At 69.2% G+C, this 19,997-nt stretch carries 22 protein-coding genes; 7 read left to right on the top strand and 15 right to left on the bottom strand.

Annotated features, from left to right (window positions below; genetic code table 11):
* The first annotated feature begins 24 nt into the window (after nucleotides 1-24).
* Entirely contained in the window at nucleotides 25-1,086 is a 1,062-nt protein-coding gene (locus tag MKL09_RS30580) for a sensor domain-containing diguanylate cyclase (RefSeq protein ID WP_244025711.1), read from the top strand.
* A 9-nt stretch (nucleotides 1,087-1,095) separates the two neighbouring features.
* On the opposite strand, the gene MKL09_RS30575 is transcribed toward MKL09_RS30580, so the two are convergent.
* Nucleotides 1,096-1,473 carry a HesB/IscA family protein gene (locus tag MKL09_RS30575; RefSeq protein ID WP_244025710.1) on the bottom strand — a complete coding sequence of 126 codons (378 nt, stop codon included), beginning with the start codon at nucleotides 1,471-1,473 and terminating at the stop codon, nucleotides 1,096-1,098.
* Nucleotides 1,474-1,595: 122 nt separating this feature from the next.
* Entirely contained in the window at nucleotides 1,596-2,591 is a 996-nt protein-coding gene (locus tag MKL09_RS30570; protein WP_244025709.1) for a threo-3-hydroxy-L-aspartate ammonia-lyase, read from the bottom strand.
* A gap of 236 nt (nucleotides 2,592-2,827) precedes the next feature.
* On the opposite strand from MKL09_RS30570, the gene MKL09_RS30565 reads away from it, so the two are divergent.
* Together MKL09_RS30565 and MKL09_RS30560 are read left to right on the top strand one after the other, a co-directional pair.
* On the top strand, nucleotides 2,828-3,052 hold the full coding sequence (locus tag MKL09_RS30565) for a hypothetical protein (protein WP_244025708.1): 225 nt from the start codon (nucleotides 2,828-2,830) through the stop codon (nucleotides 3,050-3,052).
* 324 nt (nucleotides 3,053-3,376) lie between these two features.
* Entirely contained in the window at nucleotides 3,377-3,562 is a 186-nt protein-coding gene (locus MKL09_RS30560) for a hypothetical protein (RefSeq protein ID WP_244025707.1), read from the top strand.
* Between the two features lie 302 nt (nucleotides 3,563-3,864).
* Here the strand turns inward: MKL09_RS30560 and lpdA are convergent, their stop codons facing one another.
* The 8 genes from lpdA to MKL09_RS30520 all read right to left on the bottom strand — a co-directional run bounded on the left by lpdA (nucleotide 3,865) and on the right by MKL09_RS30520 (nucleotide 11,113).
* A complete protein-coding gene (gene lpdA, locus MKL09_RS30555) occupies nucleotides 3,865-5,304 on the bottom strand; it encodes a dihydrolipoyl dehydrogenase (RefSeq protein ID WP_244025706.1) in 1,440 nt (479 codons plus the stop codon).
* A 59-nt stretch (nucleotides 5,305-5,363) separates the two neighbouring features.
* On the bottom strand, nucleotides 5,364-5,612 hold the full coding sequence (locus tag MKL09_RS30550; RefSeq protein ID WP_244025705.1) for a hypothetical protein: 249 nt from the start codon (nucleotides 5,610-5,612) through the stop codon (nucleotides 5,364-5,366).
* A gap of 50 nt (nucleotides 5,613-5,662) precedes the next feature.
* Nucleotides 5,663-7,081, bottom strand: coding sequence for a pyruvate dehydrogenase complex dihydrolipoamide acetyltransferase (locus tag MKL09_RS30545; protein ID WP_244025704.1), 1,419 nt, complete (start codon nucleotides 7,079-7,081; stop codon nucleotides 5,663-5,665).
* A 4-nt stretch (nucleotides 7,082-7,085) separates the two neighbouring features.
* Nucleotides 7,086-7,679, bottom strand: coding sequence for a Uma2 family endonuclease (locus MKL09_RS30540; protein WP_244025703.1), 594 nt, complete (start codon nucleotides 7,677-7,679; stop codon nucleotides 7,086-7,088).
* Nucleotides 7,680-7,697: 18 nt separating this feature from the next.
* On the bottom strand, nucleotides 7,698-7,985 hold the full coding sequence (locus MKL09_RS30535) for a DUF5076 domain-containing protein (RefSeq protein WP_244025702.1): 288 nt from the start codon (nucleotides 7,983-7,985) through the stop codon (nucleotides 7,698-7,700).
* Between the two features lie 70 nt (nucleotides 7,986-8,055).
* The gene (locus tag MKL09_RS30530) at nucleotides 8,056-9,501 is read right to left on the bottom strand and encodes a pyruvate dehydrogenase complex E1 component subunit beta (protein ID WP_244025701.1); all 1,446 of its coding nucleotides are present in this window, start codon (nucleotides 9,499-9,501) and stop codon (nucleotides 8,056-8,058) included.
* 55 nt (nucleotides 9,502-9,556) lie between these two features.
* Nucleotides 9,557-10,660 carry a pyruvate dehydrogenase (acetyl-transferring) E1 component subunit alpha gene (pdhA, locus tag MKL09_RS30525; protein WP_244025700.1) on the bottom strand — a complete coding sequence of 368 codons (1,104 nt, stop codon included), beginning with the start codon at nucleotides 10,658-10,660 and terminating at the stop codon, nucleotides 9,557-9,559.
* A gap of 141 nt (nucleotides 10,661-10,801) precedes the next feature.
* A complete protein-coding gene (locus tag MKL09_RS30520) occupies nucleotides 10,802-11,113 on the bottom strand; it encodes an FtsB family cell division protein (RefSeq protein WP_244025699.1) in 312 nt (103 codons plus the stop codon).
* A gap of 102 nt (nucleotides 11,114-11,215) precedes the next feature.
* Here MKL09_RS30520 and MKL09_RS30515 point away from each other — a divergent pair, with 102 nt between their 5' ends.
* Nucleotides 11,216-12,397, top strand: coding sequence for an adenylate/guanylate cyclase domain-containing protein (locus tag MKL09_RS30515; RefSeq protein ID WP_409567021.1), 1,182 nt, complete (start codon nucleotides 11,216-11,218; stop codon nucleotides 12,395-12,397).
* A gap of 67 nt (nucleotides 12,398-12,464) precedes the next feature.
* Here MKL09_RS30515 and eno read toward each other — a convergent pair whose 3' ends face one another.
* The gene (gene eno / locus MKL09_RS30510; protein ID WP_244025697.1) at nucleotides 12,465-13,754 is read right to left on the bottom strand and encodes a phosphopyruvate hydratase; all 1,290 of its coding nucleotides are present in this window, start codon (nucleotides 13,752-13,754) and stop codon (nucleotides 12,465-12,467) included.
* Between the two features lie 292 nt (nucleotides 13,755-14,046).
* Between eno and queF the strand changes: the two genes are divergently transcribed.
* The gene (queF, locus tag MKL09_RS30505; protein ID WP_244025696.1) at nucleotides 14,047-14,499 is read left to right on the top strand and encodes a preQ(1) synthase; all 453 of its coding nucleotides are present in this window, start codon (nucleotides 14,047-14,049) and stop codon (nucleotides 14,497-14,499) included.
* A gap of 64 nt (nucleotides 14,500-14,563) precedes the next feature.
* Here queF and MKL09_RS30500 read toward each other — a convergent pair whose 3' ends face one another.
* Nucleotides 14,564-14,893, bottom strand: coding sequence for a hypothetical protein (locus MKL09_RS30500; RefSeq protein ID WP_244025695.1), 330 nt, complete (start codon nucleotides 14,891-14,893; stop codon nucleotides 14,564-14,566).
* Nucleotides 14,894-15,255: 362 nt separating this feature from the next.
* On the opposite strand from MKL09_RS30500, the gene MKL09_RS30495 reads away from it, so the two are divergent.
* Nucleotides 15,256-15,924 carry a class I SAM-dependent methyltransferase gene (locus MKL09_RS30495; RefSeq protein WP_244025694.1) on the top strand — a complete coding sequence of 223 codons (669 nt, stop codon included), beginning with the start codon at nucleotides 15,256-15,258 and terminating at the stop codon, nucleotides 15,922-15,924.
* 7 nt (nucleotides 15,925-15,931) lie between these two features.
* On the opposite strand, the gene kdsA is transcribed toward MKL09_RS30495, so the two are convergent.
* Both kdsA and MKL09_RS30485 read right to left on the bottom strand, forming a co-directional pair.
* On the bottom strand, nucleotides 15,932-16,786 hold the full coding sequence (gene kdsA / locus MKL09_RS30490; protein ID WP_244025693.1) for a 3-deoxy-8-phosphooctulonate synthase: 855 nt from the start codon (nucleotides 16,784-16,786) through the stop codon (nucleotides 15,932-15,934).
* Between the two features lie 10 nt (nucleotides 16,787-16,796).
* A complete protein-coding gene (locus MKL09_RS30485; RefSeq protein WP_244025692.1) occupies nucleotides 16,797-17,282 on the bottom strand; it encodes a hypothetical protein in 486 nt (161 codons plus the stop codon).
* Between the two features lie 171 nt (nucleotides 17,283-17,453).
* On the opposite strand from MKL09_RS30485, the gene MKL09_RS30480 reads away from it, so the two are divergent.
* Nucleotides 17,454-18,476, top strand: a complete 1,023-nt coding sequence (locus MKL09_RS30480; RefSeq protein ID WP_244025691.1) for an alpha/beta fold hydrolase — start codon at nucleotides 17,454-17,456, stop codon at nucleotides 18,474-18,476.
* A gap of 265 nt (nucleotides 18,477-18,741) precedes the next feature.
* Here the strand turns inward: MKL09_RS30480 and MKL09_RS30475 are convergent, their stop codons facing one another.
* Nucleotides 18,742-19,917, bottom strand: coding sequence for an amidinotransferase (locus MKL09_RS30475; protein ID WP_244025690.1), 1,176 nt, complete (start codon nucleotides 19,915-19,917; stop codon nucleotides 18,742-18,744).
* Nucleotides 19,918-19,997: the final 80 nt, after the last annotated feature.

The raw sequence follows: 19,997 nt of genomic DNA, 5'->3' as shown, positions 1-19,997 counted from the left end.
GCGGCCCCGGACCGCAGGTTACGGATGAGCCAGGAGACCTATTCGGATCGCGACCGCAGCTTCGCCCTGGCGAAGCGGGCCCATGATCTGATTCGGGATTACGGTCCCTCGGCGACCCCCCGCGCCTACGCGGTTTGGTACGCCTACGTGTCGGGCGAGCTGCCGCTGCTTGGCGATGCGGTCAAGCGCCTGACCACGCAGAATGGCTGCCTCACGGAAGCCGACATCGACGACCTCCACGAGACCTATCTCGATGGCCGGCAGCTCACGAGCGCCACCGGCGATATCAGCCGTGGGATGCTCGACGAGATCGCCGCGGTGACCGAGATATTGGACCTGTCCCTCGGCTCGACCGCGCAATACGGCGAGGCCCTGCGCAGCCTGGCCCAGGATCTCGCGCAGGAGGGCCTGCCGACCCGGGCGCGGCTCGGCGAGATCGTCTCGACCCTGGTTTCCACCACGCGCGAGGTCGCGGTGAACAACCGGGTCTTGGAAGCGCGGATGCGCGAGACCCGCAGCGAGATCGAGACCCTGCGCGAGAAGCTGGAGGTGAGCCGGCTCGAGAGCCTGACCGACGCGCTCACCGGCCTGTCGAACCGCAAGCATTTCGAGGAGACGCTGAAGGCCTCCGTGGAGGCCGCCCGCGCCGGCGCCGCCCCGATGAGCCTGATCGTCCTCGATATCGACTTCTTCAAGCGCTTCAACGACCTTTACGGCCACCTCACGGGCGATCAGGTGCTGCGGCTGGTGGCGATCGTCATGCGCGAGACGGCCGGCAAGCCGGCGCTGCTCGCCCGGTTCGGCGGCGAGGAATTCGGCATCGTGCTTCCGGGCACCGACCGCGCCCTGGCCCGGCAGGTCGCCGAAAAGGTCCGGGCCAGCGTGATGGGCCGGGAGCTGGTCAAGCGCTCGACCGGGGAATCGCTCGGCAAGGTCACGGTCTCGCTCGGCCTCGCGGTCCTGCATGGCCAGGACAGCCCGGCCTCGCTGCTGGAGCGGGCGGATCTGTGCATGTTCGCAGCCAAGCGCGCGGGTCGGAACCGCGTCGTGGACGACGCGGTCGATCCGCTCTCGCAGGTGGCCTGAGAGCTGCCGTCAGACCCGCGCCGGGATCCGGTCCTCCGAGACCGGCGTGATTGCCACCGATTCACCGCAGCCGCAGGCCGAGGTCTGGTTCGGGTTGTTGAACACGAACTGCGAGGCGAGCTTGGTGGTGGTGAAGTCCATCTCGGTGCCGAGCAGGAACAGCACCGCCTTGGGATCCACGAACACCCGGACGCCGCGATCCTCGACCACGTCCTCGCCGGGCTTGACCGCCTCGGCATATTCCATCGTGTAGGACATGCCGGCGCAGCCGCCGTTGCGCACGCCGACCCGCAGGCCGGCGATGGGCCGGTCGGCATCCGCCATGATCGCCTTGATCCGCTCGGCTGCGCGATCGGTCAGCGAAAGAACCTTGAAGCCAGTAAACATCGTCACCCTCCCGCCCATCCGGGTTCAAGGCCCGGGAGCGCGTATTCTGACAGGGACAAGATAAGCATCCGTCCCCGTCCGGTCCACCACGGACGGGCCACAGGTCCGCGGCATTCGGCGCGTCAGGCCGTTTCGCCCACCAGCCGCGCGAAGCTGGCGAGATCGACGTTGCCGCCGCTGATCACCACGCCGACGCGCTTGGCCCTCACGTCGACCAGCCCGTGCAGCACGGCGGCCGCCGCCAGACACCCGGTCGGCTCGACCAGAAGCTTCATCCGCTCGGCGAAGAACCGCATGGTCGCGACGAGCTGCGCGTCCGACACCGTGACGATGTCAGTCACGTCCCGGCGGATGATCGCGAAGGTGAGGTCGCCGAGCGCCGTGGATTGCGCCCCGTCGGCGATGGTCCGGGGCACCGGAATGGTCACGACCTGGCCGGTCCGGAACGATTGCTGCCCGTCATTGCCGGCCTCCGGCTCGACGCCGATCACCCGGCAGCCGGGCGACAGGGCGGCGGCCGCGAGCGCACAGCCCGCGAGCTGGCCGCCGCCGCCGAGGCACGCCACCAGCATATCGAGGGGACCGACCTCCTCGATCAGCTCCTGGGCCAGGGTCCCCTGCCCGGCGATCACGTCCGGGTGGTTGAACGGTGGGATCACCGTCATGCCCCGGGGCTCGGCGATCTCGCGCCCGAGCGCCTCGCGATCCTGGCTGTAGCGGTCGTACAGCACGACCTCGGCGCCGTAGCCCCGGGTCGCCGCGATCTTCGCCGCCGGGGCGTCCCCCGGCATGACGATGGTCGCCGGGATGCCGAGCAGCCGGCTCGCCAGGGCGATCGCCTGGGCGTGGTTGCCCGAGGAGAACGACAGCACCCCGCGGGCGCGGACCGCCTCCGGCAGGGCGCTGATCGCATTGTAGGCCCCGCGGAACTTGAAGGCCCCGCCCCGCTGCAGGTTCTCGGTCTTGAAGAACAGGTTTGCGCCGGTCTGCGCATCCGCGGTGCGCGAGGTCAGCACGGGGGTGCGATGGGCGATTCCTGCGATGCGCTCCGCCGCCCGGGCGACATCCGCGAAAGTCGGTACGCCGCGCGCGGCCGTCGTCTCAGCGTGCTCCGCCATCGTATCCCCGACCGCCCCTACCCTGCGCGAAGCCGCCTCCATAGGGAGGATTCGCCTCGGGTGCATCCCGTGGCTTTGCACATCCCATTCCCGCTTGGCGATAGCCCAAGCGGAGCCATTCGTTGGCCCGGCACTTGTATCCTAGGACGCGTTCGGGAGCAGCGCCGCATGCAGAGCGAATCGAAGGTCGGGATCGCATCCCCCGCCGGGATGCCGGGCGGTTTGACGGGCGCCCGATGAGCGACAGGACGCGCGATCGACGGGCCGGCGACGAGGCCACGGAGGTCACGTTCCGGGGGCGCGGGCTCGCGCTGCGGTCCGGCGGCCGGCTGATCCTGCTCGTCTGCCCGCTCTGTTCGCAGCGCAATGCCCGCCGGGGCGCCGAGCGGGGCATCTGCGAATGGTGCGCCTACGTGCCCTCGCAGGACCAGGCGGAGCCGGTGGAGCGCGGCTCCGGCTGAGGCGCCACCGCGCCGTTCCGGGCTCCCGCCCGGGCGTTCGCTTGACCGTTTCTGGAAACCGGTCTCCACTGCCGGGCCTCGGGCCTCGGGCGCCGCGAATTGCCGGCGAAGGTTGATCGTCGCTTCCGACGAGCCCGTATGGATCCGGGAAGCGCCTGCCCACCGATCGGTACGGCCACCGGGATCATGAAACGGACCAGTCCCCGCAACCCTGTGTGCTGCGTACTATTTACGGTTGCATAATGTGGTTAAAGTTTCAATTATGATACGGGGGGCTGCCGACCGGGAGGGATCATGCAACCGTCGGAATGCTGCATTTTTCGCATGATCATCGCGTCCGTGATCGGAAGCGCCATCACGCTCTTGCTGGTCCGGGGCTTCGACCCCTGGGCCCTGGTGCTGATCCCCATCGGTGGCAGCGTCGCGACCCTGTTCGTGATCGCCCTGTTCCAGGGCGTGAGCCTCGCCCTGACGGCTTGGTCACGCTCGAACACCGAGTCGCCGACCTAGCGGCGGGTTGCGCGGGTCGTCCCACCCTCACCCTCATCCTGAGGTGCGGCAGCGAAGCGGAGGCCTCGAAGGAGCACTCCAGAGGGCTCTGTGATCCCTGGAGCCCTCCTTCGAGGCCCAGCGATCTTCGATCGCCGGGCACCTCAGGATGAGGAGTGAGGTTGGGATTTCCAAAGCGCTCGCCACAGCCGTCATCTTTGCGCGTGGAGCTGAGCGAGCCCGGAGCACGACGTGCCTTCGGGCGGCTGTGCGCGTAACCAAGGCGCGGAGCGAGCGAGCCGCCTCCGCGCCGGCATCGACCGTCAGCTGTGGATCACCTTGCCATACGCGTCGAGCACGCTCTCGTGCATCATCTCGCTGAGCGTCGGGTGCGGGAACACCGTGTGCATCAGCTCCTCCTCGGTGCTCTCGAGGTTCATCGCCACCACGTAGCCCTGGATCAGCTCGGTCACCTCGGCGCCGACCATGTGGGCGCCGAGCAGCTGGCCGGTCTTGGCGTCGAACACCGTCTTGATCAGCCCGTCCGGCTCGCCGAGCGCGATCGCCTTGCCGTTGCCCGCGAATGGGAAGCGGCCGACCTTCACGGCAAAGCCCAGCTCCTTGGCCTTGGCCTCGGTGAGCCCGACGCTGGCGATCTGCGGCTGGCAATAGGTGCAGCCCGGGATCTTGGCCTTGTCCATCGGGTGGGTGTGCAGGCCCTTGATGGTCTCGATGCAGATGACGCCCTCGTGCTCGGCCTTGTGGGCCAGCATCGGCGGCCCGGCGACGTCACCGATGGCGTAGAGGCCGGGGACGTTGGTCCGGCCGAGCCCGTCGGTGACGACGATGCCGCGGTCGATCGTTACCCCGAGCTTCTCCAGGCCGATATTCTCGATGTTGCCGACGACGCCCACCGCCGAGATCAGTTTCTCGGCCGTGATGGTTTGTGATTTGCCGTCGCCGCCTTCGATGGTCGCCGTGACGGAATCGGCGCCCTTCTCGACCTTGGTCACCTTGGCGCCGGTGAGGATCTTGATGCCCTGCTTCTCGAAGCGCTTGCGGGCGAGGCCGGCGATCTCGGCATCCTCCACCGGCAGGATCTGCGGCAGCAGCTCGACCACGGTCACCTCGGCGCCCATGGTCCGGTAGAACGAGGCGAACTCGATGCCGATCGCGCCCGAGCCCATGACGAGCAGGCTCTTGGGCATCGTCTCGGGGACCATGGCCTCGTAATAGGTCCAGATCTGCTTCTTGTCGGGCTCGATCCCGGGGATAGCCCGGGGCCGGGCGCCGGTGGCCACGATGATGTGCTTGGCCTGGTAGCTGCCGGCGCCCTTGGCGCCCTTCGGGGCCTCGGCGCGCTTGGTCTCCTTGACGGTGACCTGCCCGGGCTGGTTGCCCTTCGCGACGCTGTCGACCGAGGCCTCGCCCCAGATCACGTCGACCTTGTTCTTCTTGAGCAGCATCCCGACGCCGCCGTTGAGCCGGCCCGAGACGCCGCGCGAGCGCTTGACGATGGCGGCGGTGTCGAACCCTACCTTCTCCGCGGTGAGGCCGTAATCGCCGGCATGCTGGAAGTAATGAAAAATCTCGGCCGAGCGCAGCAACGCCTTGGTGGGGATGCAGCCCCAGTTCAGGCAGATGCCGCCCAGGTGCTCCCGGTCGACCACCGCGGTCTTGTAGCCGAGCTGCGCCGCCCGGATCGCCGTGACGTAGCCGCCGGGGCCGGCGCCGATGATAAGGATGTCGTAGGTGTCGGACATCGTGTCTCAGCTCTCCGCTGTCGGGCGCTCGCCCGTACCGTCGTTCCGCTCGGCGGCGATCAGGGCGAGGATTCCAGCGCGCTCAGCCGCTGCTCCATGGCCTTGATCGTTCTCTTGATCGACTGGAGATCGGCCTTCGTCTGTGTGCCGAGGCCGGTCTCGTAGGCGACGTAGATCTCTAACTCTTCGAGCTTCTCGGTGTGACCCGTCAGCGTGCTTTTGATCGCGGCGACGTCGCGCCTCACCTCGGCGAGGTCGCTCTGCATCCTTTGAAGAACCGGCAGGACCAGATCGGTGACTTCGGACACGCGACAGCCTCCAAGCATCGAGCGCTCACGCGATCATAGCAGAGTCGCCCTCACACCAGCATGCCCATCGGGTTCTCGATCAGCCCCTTGAAGGCCGCGACCAACTCCGCGCCGAGCGCGCCGTCGAGGACGCGGTGATCGCAGGACAGGGTGGCGGTCATCACCTGGACCACTGCCGGCGCCCCGTCCTTAACGACCACCCGTTTCTCGCCGGCGCCCACCGCCAGGATGCTCGATTGCGGCGGGTTGATCACCGCGGTGAAATGCTTGATCCCGAACATGCCGAGGTTCGACACCGAGGTGACGCCGCCCTGGTACTCTTCCGGCTTGAGCTTCTTCGCGCGCGCCCGGGCCGCAAAATCCTTCATCTCCTTGGAGATGGAGGAGAGGGTCTTCTCGTCGGCCCGTCGGATGACGGGCGTGAACAGGCCACCGTCGATCGCCACCGCGACGCCGACCTCGGCCTGCTTGAAGCGTAGGACCCGGTCCTCGGCCCAGACCGCGTTGGCCGCGGGCACGCGGATGAGCGCCAGGCCCATGGCCTTGATGACGAAGTCGTTGACCGAGAGCTTGAAGGCCGGCTTGCCGTCCTTGTCCTTACCCGCGGAGGCGTTGAGCGTCTCGCGCAGCTTCATCAGCGCGTCGAGCTCGCAATCCACCGTGAGGTAGAAGTGCGGCGCCACCTGCATCGCCTCGGTGAGGCGCTTGGCGATGGTCTTGCGCATGCCATCCAGCGGCACCTCCTCGTAGGAGCCCTTGGCGTAGAAGCCCCGGACCTGATCGAGGGTGGGGCCGGCGGGTGCACCGCCCGCGGGGGCTGCCTTCGGGGCGGGCGATGCCGCCTTGGGCGCCTCGGCGGCGGCCTGCGGTGCCGGCGCCTTGGTCCCGCCCGAGGCCTTGGCGGCCTGGACGTCGCGGGCGATGATCCGCCCGTGTGGGCCGGTGCCCGCGACGGCGGCGAGGTCGACGCCGTCCTGCTTGGCGATCCGGCGCGCGAGCGGCGAGGCGAACACCCGTCCGCCTTCGCCCTGCGGCTGCTTCGCGGGCCCGCCGGGCTGCGCGCCCTCCGGGGCCTCGTTCACCCGCTCGTAGGACATGTGGCCGCCGCCGGGCGTGGTGTTCTGGTCGGCCGGCGCCGGCGCGGCAGCGGATTTCGGATCGGACTTGGACTCCGGCGCAGCCTTGCCGTTGCCGCCGCCCGCCGCCTGCACGGCCGACGGATCCTCGCCCTCCTGGGCGATCACCGCGATCAGGTCGTTGACCGGCACGTCGGCGGTGCCCTCGGGCACGACGATCTTGGCGAGCACGCCCTCGTCGATGGCCTCGACCTCCATGGTCGCCTTGTCGGTCTCGATCTCGGCGAGCACGTCGCCGGATTTCACGGCGTCGCCCTCCTTCTTCAGCCACTTGGCGAGGTTGCCCTTCTCCATGGTCGGCGAGAGGGCGGGCATGAGCACGTTGATCGGCATGGCATCAGGTCTCGGGCAAGGCCGGGGCGGCCGGATCGTCGAAGGGAAACAGGTCGTCGAGGGGGAACGGAACGGCGTCGAAGGGCGGCAGCGCTACGGTCTCGCCGCGCTGGACGGTGGCCAGGACCACCCAGCGCCCGTCCGCGAGGGCAAAACCTTCCAGAAAACCTTCACCCGGATCGAGCAGCCAGAGATGGCCGATCCCGGCTTCCGCGTAGATGCGGCGCTTGGGACCACGGTCGAGGCGCATGGTGGACGGCGAGAGGATCTCGCAGGCCCAATCCGGCGAGGTCGTGATGAAGGCATCCGCGGGTTCGGTCGGCATCCGCTCGCGGCGCCAGCCAGCGATATCCGGCACGACCACGTGAGGGTCGAGATGAAGCTCCGGCTCGATCATGAAGATCCAACCCCCGGGACCCCCACGCCCACGGCTGAAGGTGAAATCGAGCTCACTGGAGAGACGTACTGCCGCGCTGGCGTGCCCAGGCCGCGGACGCGGGTGCGTCTCCAGGGTGCCATCGATGATCTCGGCGACGAGATGCTCCGGCACGGCCACGAGATCGGCGTAGGTCGCCTGCAGGACAGCTGCCTCAGCCATGGTCGGATGCCGCCATCGCTAGTTGAAGCCGCCGGGGTCGAGCCCCTCGGCCTCCCAGCCGGCGCGGATGCGCTCGAACGCCTCTTCCTCCGACATGTCGGTCTCCAGCGCGTAGGCGCGGGCCGCCTGCCGGCCGAGGTCGATCAGCAGCCGGCCCCAGGTCGCGGGATCGTCGAAGGAGCGGCGCAGGGCGACGCTGACGGCGCCGTCCACCACGGCCGCGCGCAGCACTTCGATGCCGCCCTGGGCGCGGGCGTCCGGCGGGACGGCGAGTTCGACGAAGTCCTGTGTGGGATCCTGGCTCATGGTGCGCCGGCTGGTCTCCGAACCCGGACGGGGCGGGAGGACGGCGCTGCGGTGCCGCCCGCGAGTCCCGTCACTTGTAGCAGACGCTCTTGGCCGCCTCGACGACCTCGGCCACGTTCGGCAGGGCGAGCTTTTCCAGGTTGGCCGCGTAGGGCATCGGCACGTCCTTGCCGGTGATGCGCAGGACAGGGGCGTCGAGATAGTCGAAGGCGTCGACCATCAGGCGGGCGACGATCTCGGCGCCGATGCCGGATTGCGGGAACCCCTCCTCCACGGTGATGCAGCGGCCGGTCTTCTTGACCGAGCGCACCACCGTCTCGGAATCCATCGGCCGGATCGTGCGCAGGTCGATCACCTCGGCCTCGATGCCCTCCTCGGCGAGGATCTGCGCCGCCTTGAGCGCGTAGGTCATGCCGATCGCGAAGGACACGATGGTCACGTCCTTGCCGGTGCGGTGGACCCGCGCCTTGCCGATCGGCAGCACGAAGTCGTCGAGCTGCGGCACCGGGAAGGACTGGCCGTACAGGATCTCGTTTTCGAGGAAGATGATCGGGTTCGGATCGCGGATCGCGGCCTTGAGCAGGCCCTTGGCGTCCGAGGCCGTATAGGGGGCGATCACCTTCAGGCCGGGCACGTTCGAGTACCAGGCGGCGTAATCGTGGCTGTGCTGGGCGCCGACCCGGGCGGCGGCGCCGTTGGGGCCGCGGAACACGATCGGGCAGCCGAGCTGGCCGCCGGACATGTACAGGGTCTTGGCCGCCGAGTTGATGATGTGGTCGATCGCCTGCATGGCGAAGTTGAAGGTCATGAACTCGACGATCGGCTTCAGGCCGGAGAGCGCCGCGCCGACGCCGATGCCGGCAAAGCCGTGCTCGGTGATCGGGGTGTCGACCACCCGCCGGGCGCCGAATTCCTGCAGCAGCCCCTGGGTGATCTTGTAGGCGCCCTGGTACTCGGCGACCTCCTCGCCCATGACGAAGACATCGCCGTCGCGGCGCATCTCCTCGGCCATGGCGTCGCGCAGGGCCTCGCGCACCGTGGTGGTGACCATCGGGGTGTTGGCCGGGAACTCCTCCATCACCGGCTCGTCGGCCTTGTTGGTGATGATTGCCGGCGCCGCCGGGGCCTTCTGCGCATCCTCGCCGGACTTCGCGGCCGGGGCCGGCTTGTCGGCCATCCCCTCGGCCTGCATGTCCGGGGTCGGGGCCGGGTGGCCGCCGGCGCCGTTGGGCTTCGGCTTGCCGCCGCTGGCAGCGGCCGCCGCGACGTCCTCACCCTCGCCGGCGATGATGGCGATCGGCGTGTTGACCGCGACGCCCTCGGTGCCCTCCTCGATCAGGATCTTGGCGAGCACGCCCTCGTCGATGGCCTCGACCTCCATGGTCGCCTTGTCGGTCTCGATCTCGGCCAGCACGTCGCCGGATTTGACCGGATCGCCCTCTTTCTTCAGCCACTTGGCGAGCTTGCCCTCCTCCATGGTGGGGGAGAGGGCGGGCATCAGGATGTCGGTCGCCATGCTCAGCTCTGCGGTCGTCTCTATCGGTCGGGGCGGCCAGGGTTTCGGGAGCGCGCTAGGCGTGCGCGTCCAGCAGGATGTCGGTCCAGAGCTCGGCGGGATCCGGCTCGGGATCATTGGTGGCGAACTCGGCCGCCGCGTTCACGGTCTCGCGGACCTTGGCGTCGGTCGCCTTGATCTCCGCCTCCGGCACCCCGTGCAGCTCGAGCAGGCGCTTGCGCACCATCTCGATCGGGTCGTGCTCGTCGCGCATCTTCGAGACCTCGTCCTTGGTCCGGTACTTGGCCGGATCGGACATGGAGTGGCCGCGATAGCGGTAGGTCTGCATCTCGAGGATGTAGGGGCCCTGGCCCGTGCGAGCGTGCTCGACCGCCCGCGCCGCCGCCTCGCGCACCGTGCGGACATCCATGCCGTCGACCTGCTCGCCCGGGATGCCGAAGGAGAGGCCGCGCTTGGAGAAGTCGGTCTGCGCCGAGGCCCGGGCCACCGAGGTGCCCATGGCGTAGCGGTTGTTCTCGATCACGTAGACCACCGGCAGCTTCCACAGCGCCGCCATGTTGAAGCTCTCGTAGACCTGGCCCTGGTTGGCCGCGCCGTCGCCCATATAGGTGAGGCTGACCTTGCCGTTGTCCCGGTAATGGTCGGCGAAGGCGAGGCCGGTGCCCAGCGAGACCTGGGCGCCGACGATGCCGTGGCCGCCGAAGAACTGCTTCTCGCGGGAAAACATGTGCATGGAGCCGCCCTTGCCGCGGCTGTAGCCGCCCCGGCGCCCGGTCAGCTCGGCCATGACGCCCTTCGGGTCCATGCCGCAGGCCAGCATGTGGCCGTGGTCGCGGTAGCCGGTGATGACCTGATCGCCGTCGATCGAGGCCATCTGCATGCCGATCACCACGGCTTCCTGGCCGATATAGAGGTGGCAGAAGCCGCCGATCAGGCCCATGCCGTAGAGCTGGCCGGCCTTCTCCTCGAAACGCCGGATCAGCAGCATCTCGTGATAGGCGTGGAGGTCTTCCTCGCGGGTGAATTGCGGCATGTTCGGCGCGGGCTTGTGCGCCTCAATGACTTGAGGGCTTCCGGCCTGGGAGCTTCCCGCTTCCGGGCTCGCGACCTGCGGTTGCGAGGACGAAGCGTCCTTCGCAGGCTCCTTGGCGGCGTCCATCGGCGCTCTCCCCGTGATTCCACGCGACTGGAACGGGGTGTAGGACAGCACCGTTTGGAAAGCGAGGGCGGACGCTCTGACAGGTCGGCCCTCTTGTCAGAGGGGATCTAAAGTCGCAGCGGCGCGAGCCGGGCCGCGCTGTCAGGGTGTAATGACGACCACGTCGTTGGCGTGGACGCGGCCCAGCACGATCCGGGCCCGTTCCTCGAGGAGATCGCGGTCTATCTGATCGCTCTTGAGCAAGGCGACCCGGTGCTCCCAGGTCGCGCGCTCCGCCCGCACGGCGGTCAGCTCCTGGGTGAGGCCGTAGGCGCGGATCTTGAGCACCTTCTTGGCTTCGAGGCCGCGATTGCCGCTCTCGGCCTGCCACACGAAGAAGCCGACAACGAGCGCCGACAGGGTCCAGAGACCCAGGGGCAAGACGACCATTCTGACGCGGCGGCGGACGACCATGGCGGGAGCCTCGCGCGGAAAGGTTAACGGAGCTTTTCAAGGCTGTGGGATCGTGCCCATCGGGTATGATCCGGGCCAGACCGCGGGAGCCCACGCGCGCAGATGGACATGACCGAGCTGACGCGCTGGATCGCCGAGCACGCCACCGCGACCGACGATTACGATATGCTGCTCGCCCGGGTCTGCGACGGCCTGTGCGAGTCCGGCGTCCCGCTCTGGCGGGTCAGCGTCATGACGCCGGCCATCGACCCGATGGTGCGCGGCGTCAGCCTGAACTGGCATCTCGGCCAGGGGCTCAGCTTCGTGCCCAACCCGCACGGCGCCGAGCAGGAGGCGGATTGGCTGCGCAGCCCGATCTTCGCGATGCTGGAGCGGGCGGAGACGTTTGGGCGCTGGCGGCTCGACCCCCCTGGCCCGGAGACCGACTATCCGGTCCTGCACGACCTGCGCGCCGAGGGCGGCACCGAATACGCGGTCCATATCGTCGGCTTCGCGCCCGGCACGGCCCTGCGCGGCGTCGCGATCTCGTTCTGCACCCGGGCGCGCTCGGGCTTCTCGGAGGCCGACCTGAAAGCAATAGCGGAGGTGCTGCCGGTCCTCGCTCTGGCGGTGGCCAAGCTCGGCCTCGGGCATACCCTGCGCGAGGTCACGGCGACCTATCTCGGGCGCTCCACCGCGGAGCGGGTGCTGGACGGCCAGATCCAGCGCGGCCAGGGACGGGCCGTTCCGGCCGCGATCCTGCTGACGGACCTGCGCGGCTTCACGGCCCTGTCCGACCGGGCCGATCCCTACGACATGGTCACGTGGCTCAACGAGCATTTCGACGCGCTGGGCGACCCGGTCGCCCGGCACGGCGGCGAGATCCTGAAATTCCTCGGCGACGGCTTCCTGGCGATCTTCCCGGTGGCCGATGCCGGCATCCTCCCCTGCCCGGTCTGCGGCCGCGCCCTCGACGCCGCCGCGGACGGGCTCGCCGCCAACGTCGCGCTCAACGCCCGGCGCCGCGACGCCGGGCTTCCGGAGCTGACTGCCGATTGCGTCGTGCATTTCGGCACGGTGGTCTACGGCAATGTCGGCACGGAGCGGCGCCTCGACTTCACGGTGATCGGGCGGGCGGTGAACGAGGCCAGCCGGATCGAGAGCCAGTGCGAGGCGCTCGGGCACGCCCTGCTGGTCTCGGATTCTTTCGCGGAGCGGTGCGGCCGGGCGCTGGACGCCGTGGGCATCATCGAACTGCGGGGCCTGGCGCGCCCGCAGAAGGTCTGGACGCTGCCGGCGGAGTGACGGTGCGATTTGAGAGACGGCCCACGTCTTCCCTCCCGCAAGCTGGGGAGGGAAGACGTGTCCGAACTCAGCCGCGCGCCAGATGCTTGATCGCCGAAGCGCCGGCGTAGAGCGCCTGCGGGCCGAGGCCTTCCTCGATGCGGATCAGCTGGTTGTACTTGGCAAGTCTGTCGGAGCGGGCGAGCGAGCCGGTCTTGATCTGCCCGCAATTGGTGGCGACCGCGAGATCCGCGATAGTCGAATCCTCGGTCTCCCCGGAGCGGTGGGACATCACCGCCGTGTAGCCGGCGCGCTGGGCCATATCGACGGCCGCCAGGGTCTCGGTGAGCGTGCCGATCTGGTTGACCTTGATCAGGATCGAGTTGGCCGTGCCCTCGGCGATGCCGCGGGACAGGCGCTCGACATTGGTCACGAACAGGTCGTCGCCCACGAGCTGGCAGCGTGCGCCGATCTTGTCGGTCAGGAGCTTCCAGCCGGCCCAATCGTCCTCGGACATGCCGTCTTCGATCGACAGGATCGGGTAGTTGGCGACCAGCTGCGCCAGGTAGTCGACCTGGGCCTCGATCGAGCGGGTCGTGCCCTCGCCCTCGTAGGCGTAGGCGCCGTCCTTGAAGAACTCGGTGGCGGCGCAGTCGAGGCCCAGGGCGATCTCGGTGCCGGGCTTGAAGCCGGCGGCCGTGATCGCGTCCATCACGAAGTCGAGGGCGGCCTCGGCGGACGGCAGGTTCGGGGCAAACCCGCCCTCGTCCCCGACATTGGTGTTGTGGCCGGCCTTCTTCAGCTTGCCCTTGAGGGTGTGGAACACCTCGGAGCCCATGCGCACGGCGTCGGCGAGCGACTCCGCGCCCACCGGCAGGATCATGAATTCCTGGAAGTCGATCGGGTTGTCGGCGTGCGCCCCGCCGTTGATGATGTTCATCATCGGCACCGGCAGGATCCGGCCCTGCACGCCGCCGACATAGCGGTAGAGCGGCAGGCCCGACGCTTCGGCCGCCGCCTTGGCGACCGCCAGCGACACGCCCAGGATCGCGTTCGCCCCGAGGCGCGCCTTGTTGGGCGTGCCGTCGAGCTCGATCATCGCCTCGTCGACGGCGACCTGCTCTTCGGCTTCCATGCCGCCGATCGCGTCCAAGATCTCGGTCTGCGCGGCCTCGACCGCCTTCAGCACGCCCTTGCCGAGGAAGCGGCTCTGGTCGCCGTCGCGCAGCTCGACCGCCTCGTGCGCGCCCGTGGAGGCGCCCGACGGAACCGCGGCGCGGCCGAAGGAGCCGTCCTCCAGCAGGACATCGACCTCGACCGTGGGGTTGCCCCGGCTATCGAGGATCTCGCGGGCGCTGATATTGGTAATCGCGGTCATGGAACGTCCTCTCGCGGGGCCGCTTGTCGGCGGCGGCAGCCCCGATCCGGGGTGCGGCGCATCGCGGCGGCTTATCCGTCAAGCCGCGTTCGGCGGCAAGCACGGGCGTAGGCCCAGCCTGTGCACGTGTCGTGACAACCCTCACGTGCCGGCACTCAGGGTCGGGGGATCCCAAAGGGCGAGCCCTTTGGCGGGGTATGGGGTGGAGCCCCCATCAACCAGGGCTCCGCCCTGGACCCGCAAAAGGGCTCGCCCTTTTGAATCCAGGACTGTCCGGCCCTATACGGGCGTCATGACCACATCCGAGACGCTCCAGCTCGGCCAGCCGACGCCGCTGCCCGATTCGCCCCACGAGGCCCGCCTCGACCGGGTGCCGAACCCGCATGCCGATACCGACTACGTGGCGCGCTTCACCGCGCCCGAGTTCACCTCGATCTGCCCGGTCACCGGCCAGCCCGACTTCGCGATCCTGGTGATCGATTACGTGCCCGGCGACTGGCTCGTGGAGTCGAAGTCGCTCAAGCTCTACCTCGGCGCCTTCCGCAACCATGGGGCGTTCCACGAGGATTGCACGGTGGCGATCGGCAAGCGCCTGCGCGATCTGCTCGAGCCGCGCTACCTGCGTATCGGCGGCTACTGGTACCCGCGCGGCGGCATCCCGATCGACGTGTTCTGGCAGACCGGTGAGCCACCCAAGACGATCTGGCTGCCCGAGACCGGCGTCGCCCCCTATCGAGGGCGCTGAGCCGCATACGAAAAGGGCGACCGGCTCGCGCCGGTCGCCCTCGGATCCGTTCGGATCGCTGCCCTTAGTAGGGCGAGCCGTAGTAGCCATAGGCCGGGGCGCCGTAGCCGTAAGCCGGAGCACCGTAGGCCGGGGCGTAGCCGTAACCGCCGCCGTTGTAGTAGTTGTTCGCCGCACCGGCAGCGACCGCACCGGCGGCGAGGCCGGCGATGCCGAGGCCGATGGCCGCACCGGTGCCGATGCCGCGACGGCCGCCACGGTAGCCGTAACCGCCGCCGTAGCCATGGCCGTAACCGCCGTGGAAGCCATACGGACGGGCCTCGGCGCCGGTCGTGGCAGCGACGCTGCCGAGAGCCAGAGCGGCGGCGGTGGCGATGATACCAATCTTGCGCATAACGTTCCTTCTCGATCCTCGATCGAACATGCCCATCAACGTGGCCGTTGGGCGAAGGGTTCCAAGTTTTCGCCGCTGAATTCTGAAGGCTTTGACCGGCTGAACAGCGGTTCATCTCAGCCATGGCAGCCGAAGGCGGCCGCTGGTGCCTCAGCTGCCGTTCACCCCGGCCGTTGCTCTTGCGAATATTTTCCGCTGCGGGTCGCCGGAGGCCGAAGCTCTGTCGGGGCGTCGCCGGGTGCGCGGAGGGGGATCGGGCCGCGGGCGGCATCAGCCGGGATGACGCGGGTCGGCGCATCCCGTTCCAACCGGAAACTGCTTATGTGCGGGGGGCGCCGATGACGCCGTACCGGAGAGCCAAGATGGATGCCCTGACGCTGATCCGCGACACCTTCGCGCCGCTTCCGGGCAAGCGCATCCTCGACATCGGGTGCGGACCCGGGACCCTGGCGAAGCGGCTCACCGAGGACGGCGCGGCGGTCACCGGAATCGATCCGGGCACGGCGGCCCTGGCGAAGGCCCGGGATGCCGTGCCGGCCGCGCGGTTCGAGGTGGCCTCGGCCGAGGCCCTGCCGTTTCCTGCAGCCAGTTTCGACGGCGCCGTGATGTTCAACGCCCTCCACCACATGCCGGACCCGGCCGCCGCCCTCGCGGAAGCCGCGCGGGTCCTGGTGCCGGGCGGCATCCTGGTGGTGGTGGAGCCCCTGGCGAAAGGCAGCTTCTTCGATGCCCTGCGGCCGATCGAGGACGAGACCGCCGTGCGGGCCGCCGCTCAAGAAGCCATCGCGGCGGCGCTAGGGAGCGGCGCCTTTGTCTGCCGTCAAGACGTGACCGTGGCGCGGCGCGAAAGCTTTTCCGCCCTCGACGCCTTCTTGGCGCGGATCAGCGCGGTCGATCCGGCCCGGGCGGCGACGATCGAAGCGCGCCGGCCGGTGGTGGAGGCGGCGTTCCACGAGGCTGCCGAGCGCGAGGCCGACGGGCGCTATGCCCTGGTCCAGCCCCTGCGGATCCACGTGCTCCAGCCGGCCTGACGCCGGTTCAGGCGAAGCGGCGCTTGGCGAGGCGGTCGAAGGCGATCAGCTCCTCGAGCAGGGCCGGCATATCGCGCAGGGCCACCATGTTCGGCCCGTCCGAGGGCGCCCGGTCCGGATCGGGGTGGGTCTCGATGAACACCCCGGCGACGCCCACCGCCACGGCGGCCCGGGCCAGCACGGCGACGAATTCCCGCTGGCCGCCGGAACTGGCGCCCTGCCCGCCCGGCTGCTGCACCGAATGGGTGGCGTCGAACACCACCGGCGCCCCGTGGGTCACCTGCGCCATGATCGGCAGGCTGCGCATGTCCGAGACCAGGGTGTTGTAGCCGAACGAGGCGCCGCGCTCGGTGACGATGACGTTCGGGTTGCCGGCTTCCGTCACCTTGGCGGCGACGTGCTTCATGTCCCAGGGGGCCAGGAATTGCCCCTTCTTGATGTTGACCGCCCGGCCGGTGGCGGCGGCGGCCAGGAGCAGGTCGGTCTGGCGGCACAGGAAGGCCGGGATCTGCAGCACGTCCACGGCCTCGGCGGTCGGCGTGCATTGCTCGGCGGCGTGCACGTCGGTGAGCACCGGCAAGCCCAAGGACTCACGGATCTCGGCGAAGATCGGCAACGCCCCGTCGAGGCCGATGCCCCGGGCGGCGGTGCCGGAGGTGCGGTTGGCCTTGTCGAACGAGGTCTTGAACACCAGGCCGATCCCGAGGCCCGCCGCCATCTCCTTGAGCGCCGCGGCGATCTCCAGGGCGTGGCTGCGCCCTTCGAGCTGGCATGGGCCGGCGATCAGCGTCAGCGGCAGGTGGTTGGCAAAGCGCGCCGCGCCGATTTGGACGACGGGGCCGGGTGTTTCGCGTGTCGACATGGGCTGCGCTCTACCCCGCGCGGCGGATTCGCGAAACCCCGGCCCGGGGCGCGACCCGGCAGACCGTGAGGTCGTCCCGGAGCCCATCCGTCCGGGGGCCGGTCTCGCACAGCATCAGCGCCCGGCCGGCGCCGCCCCGCTGCGGCGCGTCGGCCAGCAGGCTGTCCTGGTGGAGATTGAGCGCCAGCACCTCGGCCGTGGACGGCTCCGCGCCGGTGAGCGCCCGGGCGGCCAGGCCGATCAGAGCGAAATAGGCAGGCGCCGGTTCCCGGTCGCGGGAGGCGATCGTGATCCGGGCGGGCGCCCGGCAATCGAGGCTCATCCGCTCGGCGTCCTGCGCCCGGAACACCGCGTAGGGGCCCTCCCGCCCGGCGAGCGAGGCGCCCGTGATCCGGATCACCTTGGCGGCGAGGGCGTCGCAGGCATCCGCGGCCCGGGCCGGCGCCGCGGCGAGAACCAGGGCGCCGGCGAGGGCGGCCAGGATGGGGAGGCGCATCGGTGTGGGCTCCTGCGCGCCGCGTCTGGGACCGGCGGGACGTTCCGAGAGATAGCGCGGGCCGGCGCTGCCGCGAAGATGCGCGCCCTCGCCGATTGGACAGGGCGGCCCCGATGACCGATCTGAGCGGCCAGCGCGGCGCCTCACGTCGCTGAAGCATTCAGGCCATCCATGCTCCGATCCACGCGCCGATCCACCCTTGCATCCGCCGTCCTGCTGGCCCTGATGCTCTCCGGCGCCAGCGCCGAGCCGCTGATGGATCCGGCCTACGGCCCCGAACTCGAAGGGTTCGACTACCCGTTCCCGGTGAAGCGCTTCGCCTTCACGTCGCAGCGCCAGCCCCTGCAGATGGCCTATCTCGACGTCCGGCCAGAAAAACCGAACGGGCGCACCGCCGTGCTGCTCCACGGCAAGAACTTCTGCGCCGCAACCTGGGAGAGCCAGATCCGGGCGCTGACCGGGGCCGGCTACCGGGTGATCGCCCCGGACCAGATCGGCTTCTGCAAGTCGAGCAAGCCGGCCGCCTATCAGTTCACGTTCCGCCAGCTCGCCGAGAACACCCGCGCCCTGCTCGACACGCTCGGGATCGCGCGGCCGATCCTGGTCGGCCATTCCACCGGCGGCATGCTGGCCGCGCATTACGCGCTGCTCTACCCGAAGGACGTGGCGCAGCTGGTGCTGGTTAACCCGATCGGGCTGGAGGATTGGAGCGCCAAGGGCGTGCCCCCGACATCGGTGGAGCAATGGTACCAGCGCGAGCTGAAGGTCTCGGCGGCGTCGATCCGGGCCTACGAGACCGCGACCTACTACGCAGGCCAGTGGGAGCCCCGCTACGAGCTCTGGGTGACGATGCTGGCCGGGCTCAACGCCGGCCCGGGCAAGGAGGCGGTCGCCTGGGACTCGGCGCTCCTCTACGACATGATCCTGACCCAGCCGGTGGTCTACCGGCTGCCGCAGATCGCGGTGCCGACCCTGCTGATGATCGGCCAGAAGGACAACACGGCGATCGGCAAGGACCTCGCCCCGCCGGAGGCTCGGGCCGCGCTCGGGAATTATCCCGCGCTCGGCAAGGCCGCCGCCAGGGCGATCCCGGGGGCCCGGCTGGTCGAGTTCCCGGCGCTGGGGCACGCGCCGCAGATGTCGGATCCCGAGGGGTTCAACAGGGCGTTGATCGAGGGGATTTCGGCGCCGTGAAGGCCCGGTCGTCCGCTTTCGGAGGCGGATTCATCTGACTTCATGCTCGGACGGTCTATCCCATCCTAGACCTCATCCTGAGGTGGCGACGCGCAGCGTCGCCCTCGAAGGAGCCCTCCAGGGATCGCGGTGGACCCTGGAGGGCTCCTTCGAGGCCGTGCGATCTTCGATCGCTCGGCACCTCAGGATGAGGGGAGAGGTTCGGATGTCCGGAGTTTGCCGACGACCCGCGATGGCGGTCGTCGGAGCGAGCAGGTCCTAGGTCCTAAAAATACGACTTCAGCACGCCGCGGCGGCGGACGTCGAGGGTGGCGCAGTGGAACGAGCCGCCGAACGGGCCGTAGCTGAGGAACGGCGCCGGGATCGGGTCGAAGCCCCAATCCTTGAGCGCCTTGATCAGCGTCGGCTGGCTCTGGTCGACGACGATCTTCTTCTCGGTGATCGCCAGGACGTTGATCGAGGTCCAGGGCGAGCACATCGAGATCTTGCTCATGAAGCCCTCGACCGGGTCGGGGCGCGGGGCGATCAGCACGTCCCACTTCTTGAGCACGGCGGGCAGCTTCTCGACGTCGATATAGTCCGGGTTCACCAGCACCTTGCCCGGCGCCAGCGGCATGAACGACGAGTCGATGTGCATCGGCTGCGGGCAGCGGCTCTCGATCTCGTGGATGCGGAAGCCCGGGCCGAGGTGGCGGCGCAGCCACTCGATGCCCATCAGGTTGGTCACGTTCGAGCGGGTCACGAACAGGTCGCGGCCGCAGCGGACGAAGTCGGCGGCGTCGAAGACCGGCTCGAACTCGTTGACCGTGAACTGCATGGGCTCGCCGGCCTTCAGGTTCGGCACCCGGTAATCGTAATTGTAGAGATCGTCGGTCAGCTGCGGCCGCGGCGCAGAGGTCCAGCGGGCGCCGGCGCGAAAGTATTCCTTGAACAGCGACCGGTAGGCGTCGCCCTCGAAGTAGCGCGAGCGCCAGCACATCGGGCTCTCGATGATCTCGTCGCCGATGACCAGGTATGGGTCGCGCGGGCAGGCGACGCAGAAGCCCCGGGAGGTCCAGCGCGGCGCCTTGAATTTGCGGGAAAAGTCCACCGCGTCGGGGCGGCGGATCTTGACGCCCTCGCCGGCCAGGATCTTGATGAAGTTGTCGAGCTCCTGCTGCGCCAGCTTCTTCATGAACTTGGGGTATTTCCAGCCGCTGGCGAAGCGGTAGAACGGCTGGGCCGCCCGCGGCAGGTTGAAGATCACCGTCAGGTGGTGAGTCGGGATGGTGGCACCGTCGAGGGATCCGACGATCACCTCTTCCAGCGGGTCCCACTCGTTCCAGGCCATGACCGGGGAGTGAGGCGCCGGCACGCCGGGCTCCAGTCTGCCCCGGAGGCCGTCGGCATGCGTGTCGTCGCTCACGGCCTCGACGGCCGTGATCGGTGATTCGCGCTCCATGACGTGTGCCCCTTCTGCGACGTGCCGCGGTCTTCTGCGCGGGCTCCTCGGCCCGGCCACCGCTTTGGCTCCCGGTGTGT

This window comes from Methylobacterium sp. J-048 (assembly GCF_022829515.1).
Classification (GTDB): Bacteria; Pseudomonadota; Alphaproteobacteria; order Rhizobiales; family Beijerinckiaceae; genus Methylobacterium.
The sequence above is the reverse complement of the archived record's forward strand: the minus strand, read 5'-3'. Positions and strand labels throughout refer to the sequence as shown.

What these genes read in the sequence shown, in the direction of transcription:
- MKL09_RS30545 (WP_244025704.1), bottom strand. Translation starts at nt 7,081, where the DNA reads ATGCCGATCAACGTGCTCATGCCCGCCCTCTCGCCGACCATGGAGAAG.
- MKL09_RS30500 (WP_244025695.1), bottom strand. Translation starts at nt 14,893, where the DNA reads ATGCGCAAGATTGGTATCATCGCCACCGCCGCCGCTCTGGCTCTCGGC.
- MKL09_RS30535 (WP_244025702.1), bottom strand. Translation starts at nt 7,985, where the DNA reads ATGAGCCAGGATCCCACACAGGACTTCGTCGAACTCGCCGTCCCGCCG.
- MKL09_RS30570 (WP_244025709.1), bottom strand. Translation starts at nt 2,591, where the DNA reads ATGGCGGAGCACGCTGAGACGACGGCCGCGCGCGGCGTACCGACTTTC.
- kdsA (WP_244025693.1), bottom strand. Translation starts at nt 16,786, where the DNA reads ATGTCGACACGCGAAACACCCGGCCCCGTCGTCCAAATCGGCGCGGCG.
- MKL09_RS30475 (WP_244025690.1), bottom strand. Translation starts at nt 19,917, where the DNA reads ATGGAGCGCGAATCACCGATCACGGCCGTCGAGGCCGTGAGCGACGAC.
- MKL09_RS30540 (WP_244025703.1), bottom strand. Translation starts at nt 7,679, where the DNA reads ATGGCTGAGGCAGCTGTCCTGCAGGCGACCTACGCCGATCTCGTGGCC.
- MKL09_RS30520 (WP_244025699.1), bottom strand. Translation starts at nt 11,113, where the DNA reads ATGGTCGTCCGCCGCCGCGTCAGAATGGTCGTCTTGCCCCTGGGTCTC.
- MKL09_RS30530 (WP_244025701.1), bottom strand. Translation starts at nt 9,501, where the DNA reads ATGGCGACCGACATCCTGATGCCCGCCCTCTCCCCCACCATGGAGGAG.
- MKL09_RS30575 (WP_244025710.1), bottom strand. Translation starts at nt 1,473, where the DNA reads ATGTTTACTGGCTTCAAGGTTCTTTCGCTGACCGATCGCGCAGCCGAG.
- MKL09_RS30480 (WP_244025691.1), top strand. Translation starts at nt 17,454, where the DNA reads ATGCTCCGATCCACGCGCCGATCCACCCTTGCATCCGCCGTCCTGCTG.
- MKL09_RS30565 (WP_244025708.1), top strand. Translation starts at nt 2,828, where the DNA reads ATGAGCGACAGGACGCGCGATCGACGGGCCGGCGACGAGGCCACGGAG.
- lpdA (WP_244025706.1), bottom strand. Translation starts at nt 5,304, where the DNA reads ATGTCCGACACCTACGACATCCTTATCATCGGCGCCGGCCCCGGCGGC.
- queF (WP_244025696.1), top strand. Translation starts at nt 14,047, where the DNA reads ATGACCACATCCGAGACGCTCCAGCTCGGCCAGCCGACGCCGCTGCCC.
- MKL09_RS30580 (WP_244025711.1), top strand. Translation starts at nt 25, where the DNA reads ATGAGCCAGGAGACCTATTCGGATCGCGACCGCAGCTTCGCCCTGGCG.
- MKL09_RS30485 (WP_244025692.1), bottom strand. Translation starts at nt 17,282, where the DNA reads ATGCGCCTCCCCATCCTGGCCGCCCTCGCCGGCGCCCTGGTTCTCGCC.
- MKL09_RS30495 (WP_244025694.1), top strand. Translation starts at nt 15,256, where the DNA reads ATGGATGCCCTGACGCTGATCCGCGACACCTTCGCGCCGCTTCCGGGC.
- MKL09_RS30560 (WP_244025707.1), top strand. Translation starts at nt 3,377, where the DNA reads ATGATCATCGCGTCCGTGATCGGAAGCGCCATCACGCTCTTGCTGGTC.
- MKL09_RS30515 (WP_409567021.1), top strand. Translation starts at nt 11,216, where the DNA reads ATGGACATGACCGAGCTGACGCGCTGGATCGCCGAGCACGCCACCGCG.
- pdhA (WP_244025700.1), bottom strand. Translation starts at nt 10,660, where the DNA reads ATGGACGCCGCCAAGGAGCCTGCGAAGGACGCTTCGTCCTCGCAACCG.
- eno (WP_244025697.1), bottom strand. Translation starts at nt 13,754, where the DNA reads ATGACCGCGATTACCAATATCAGCGCCCGCGAGATCCTCGATAGCCGG.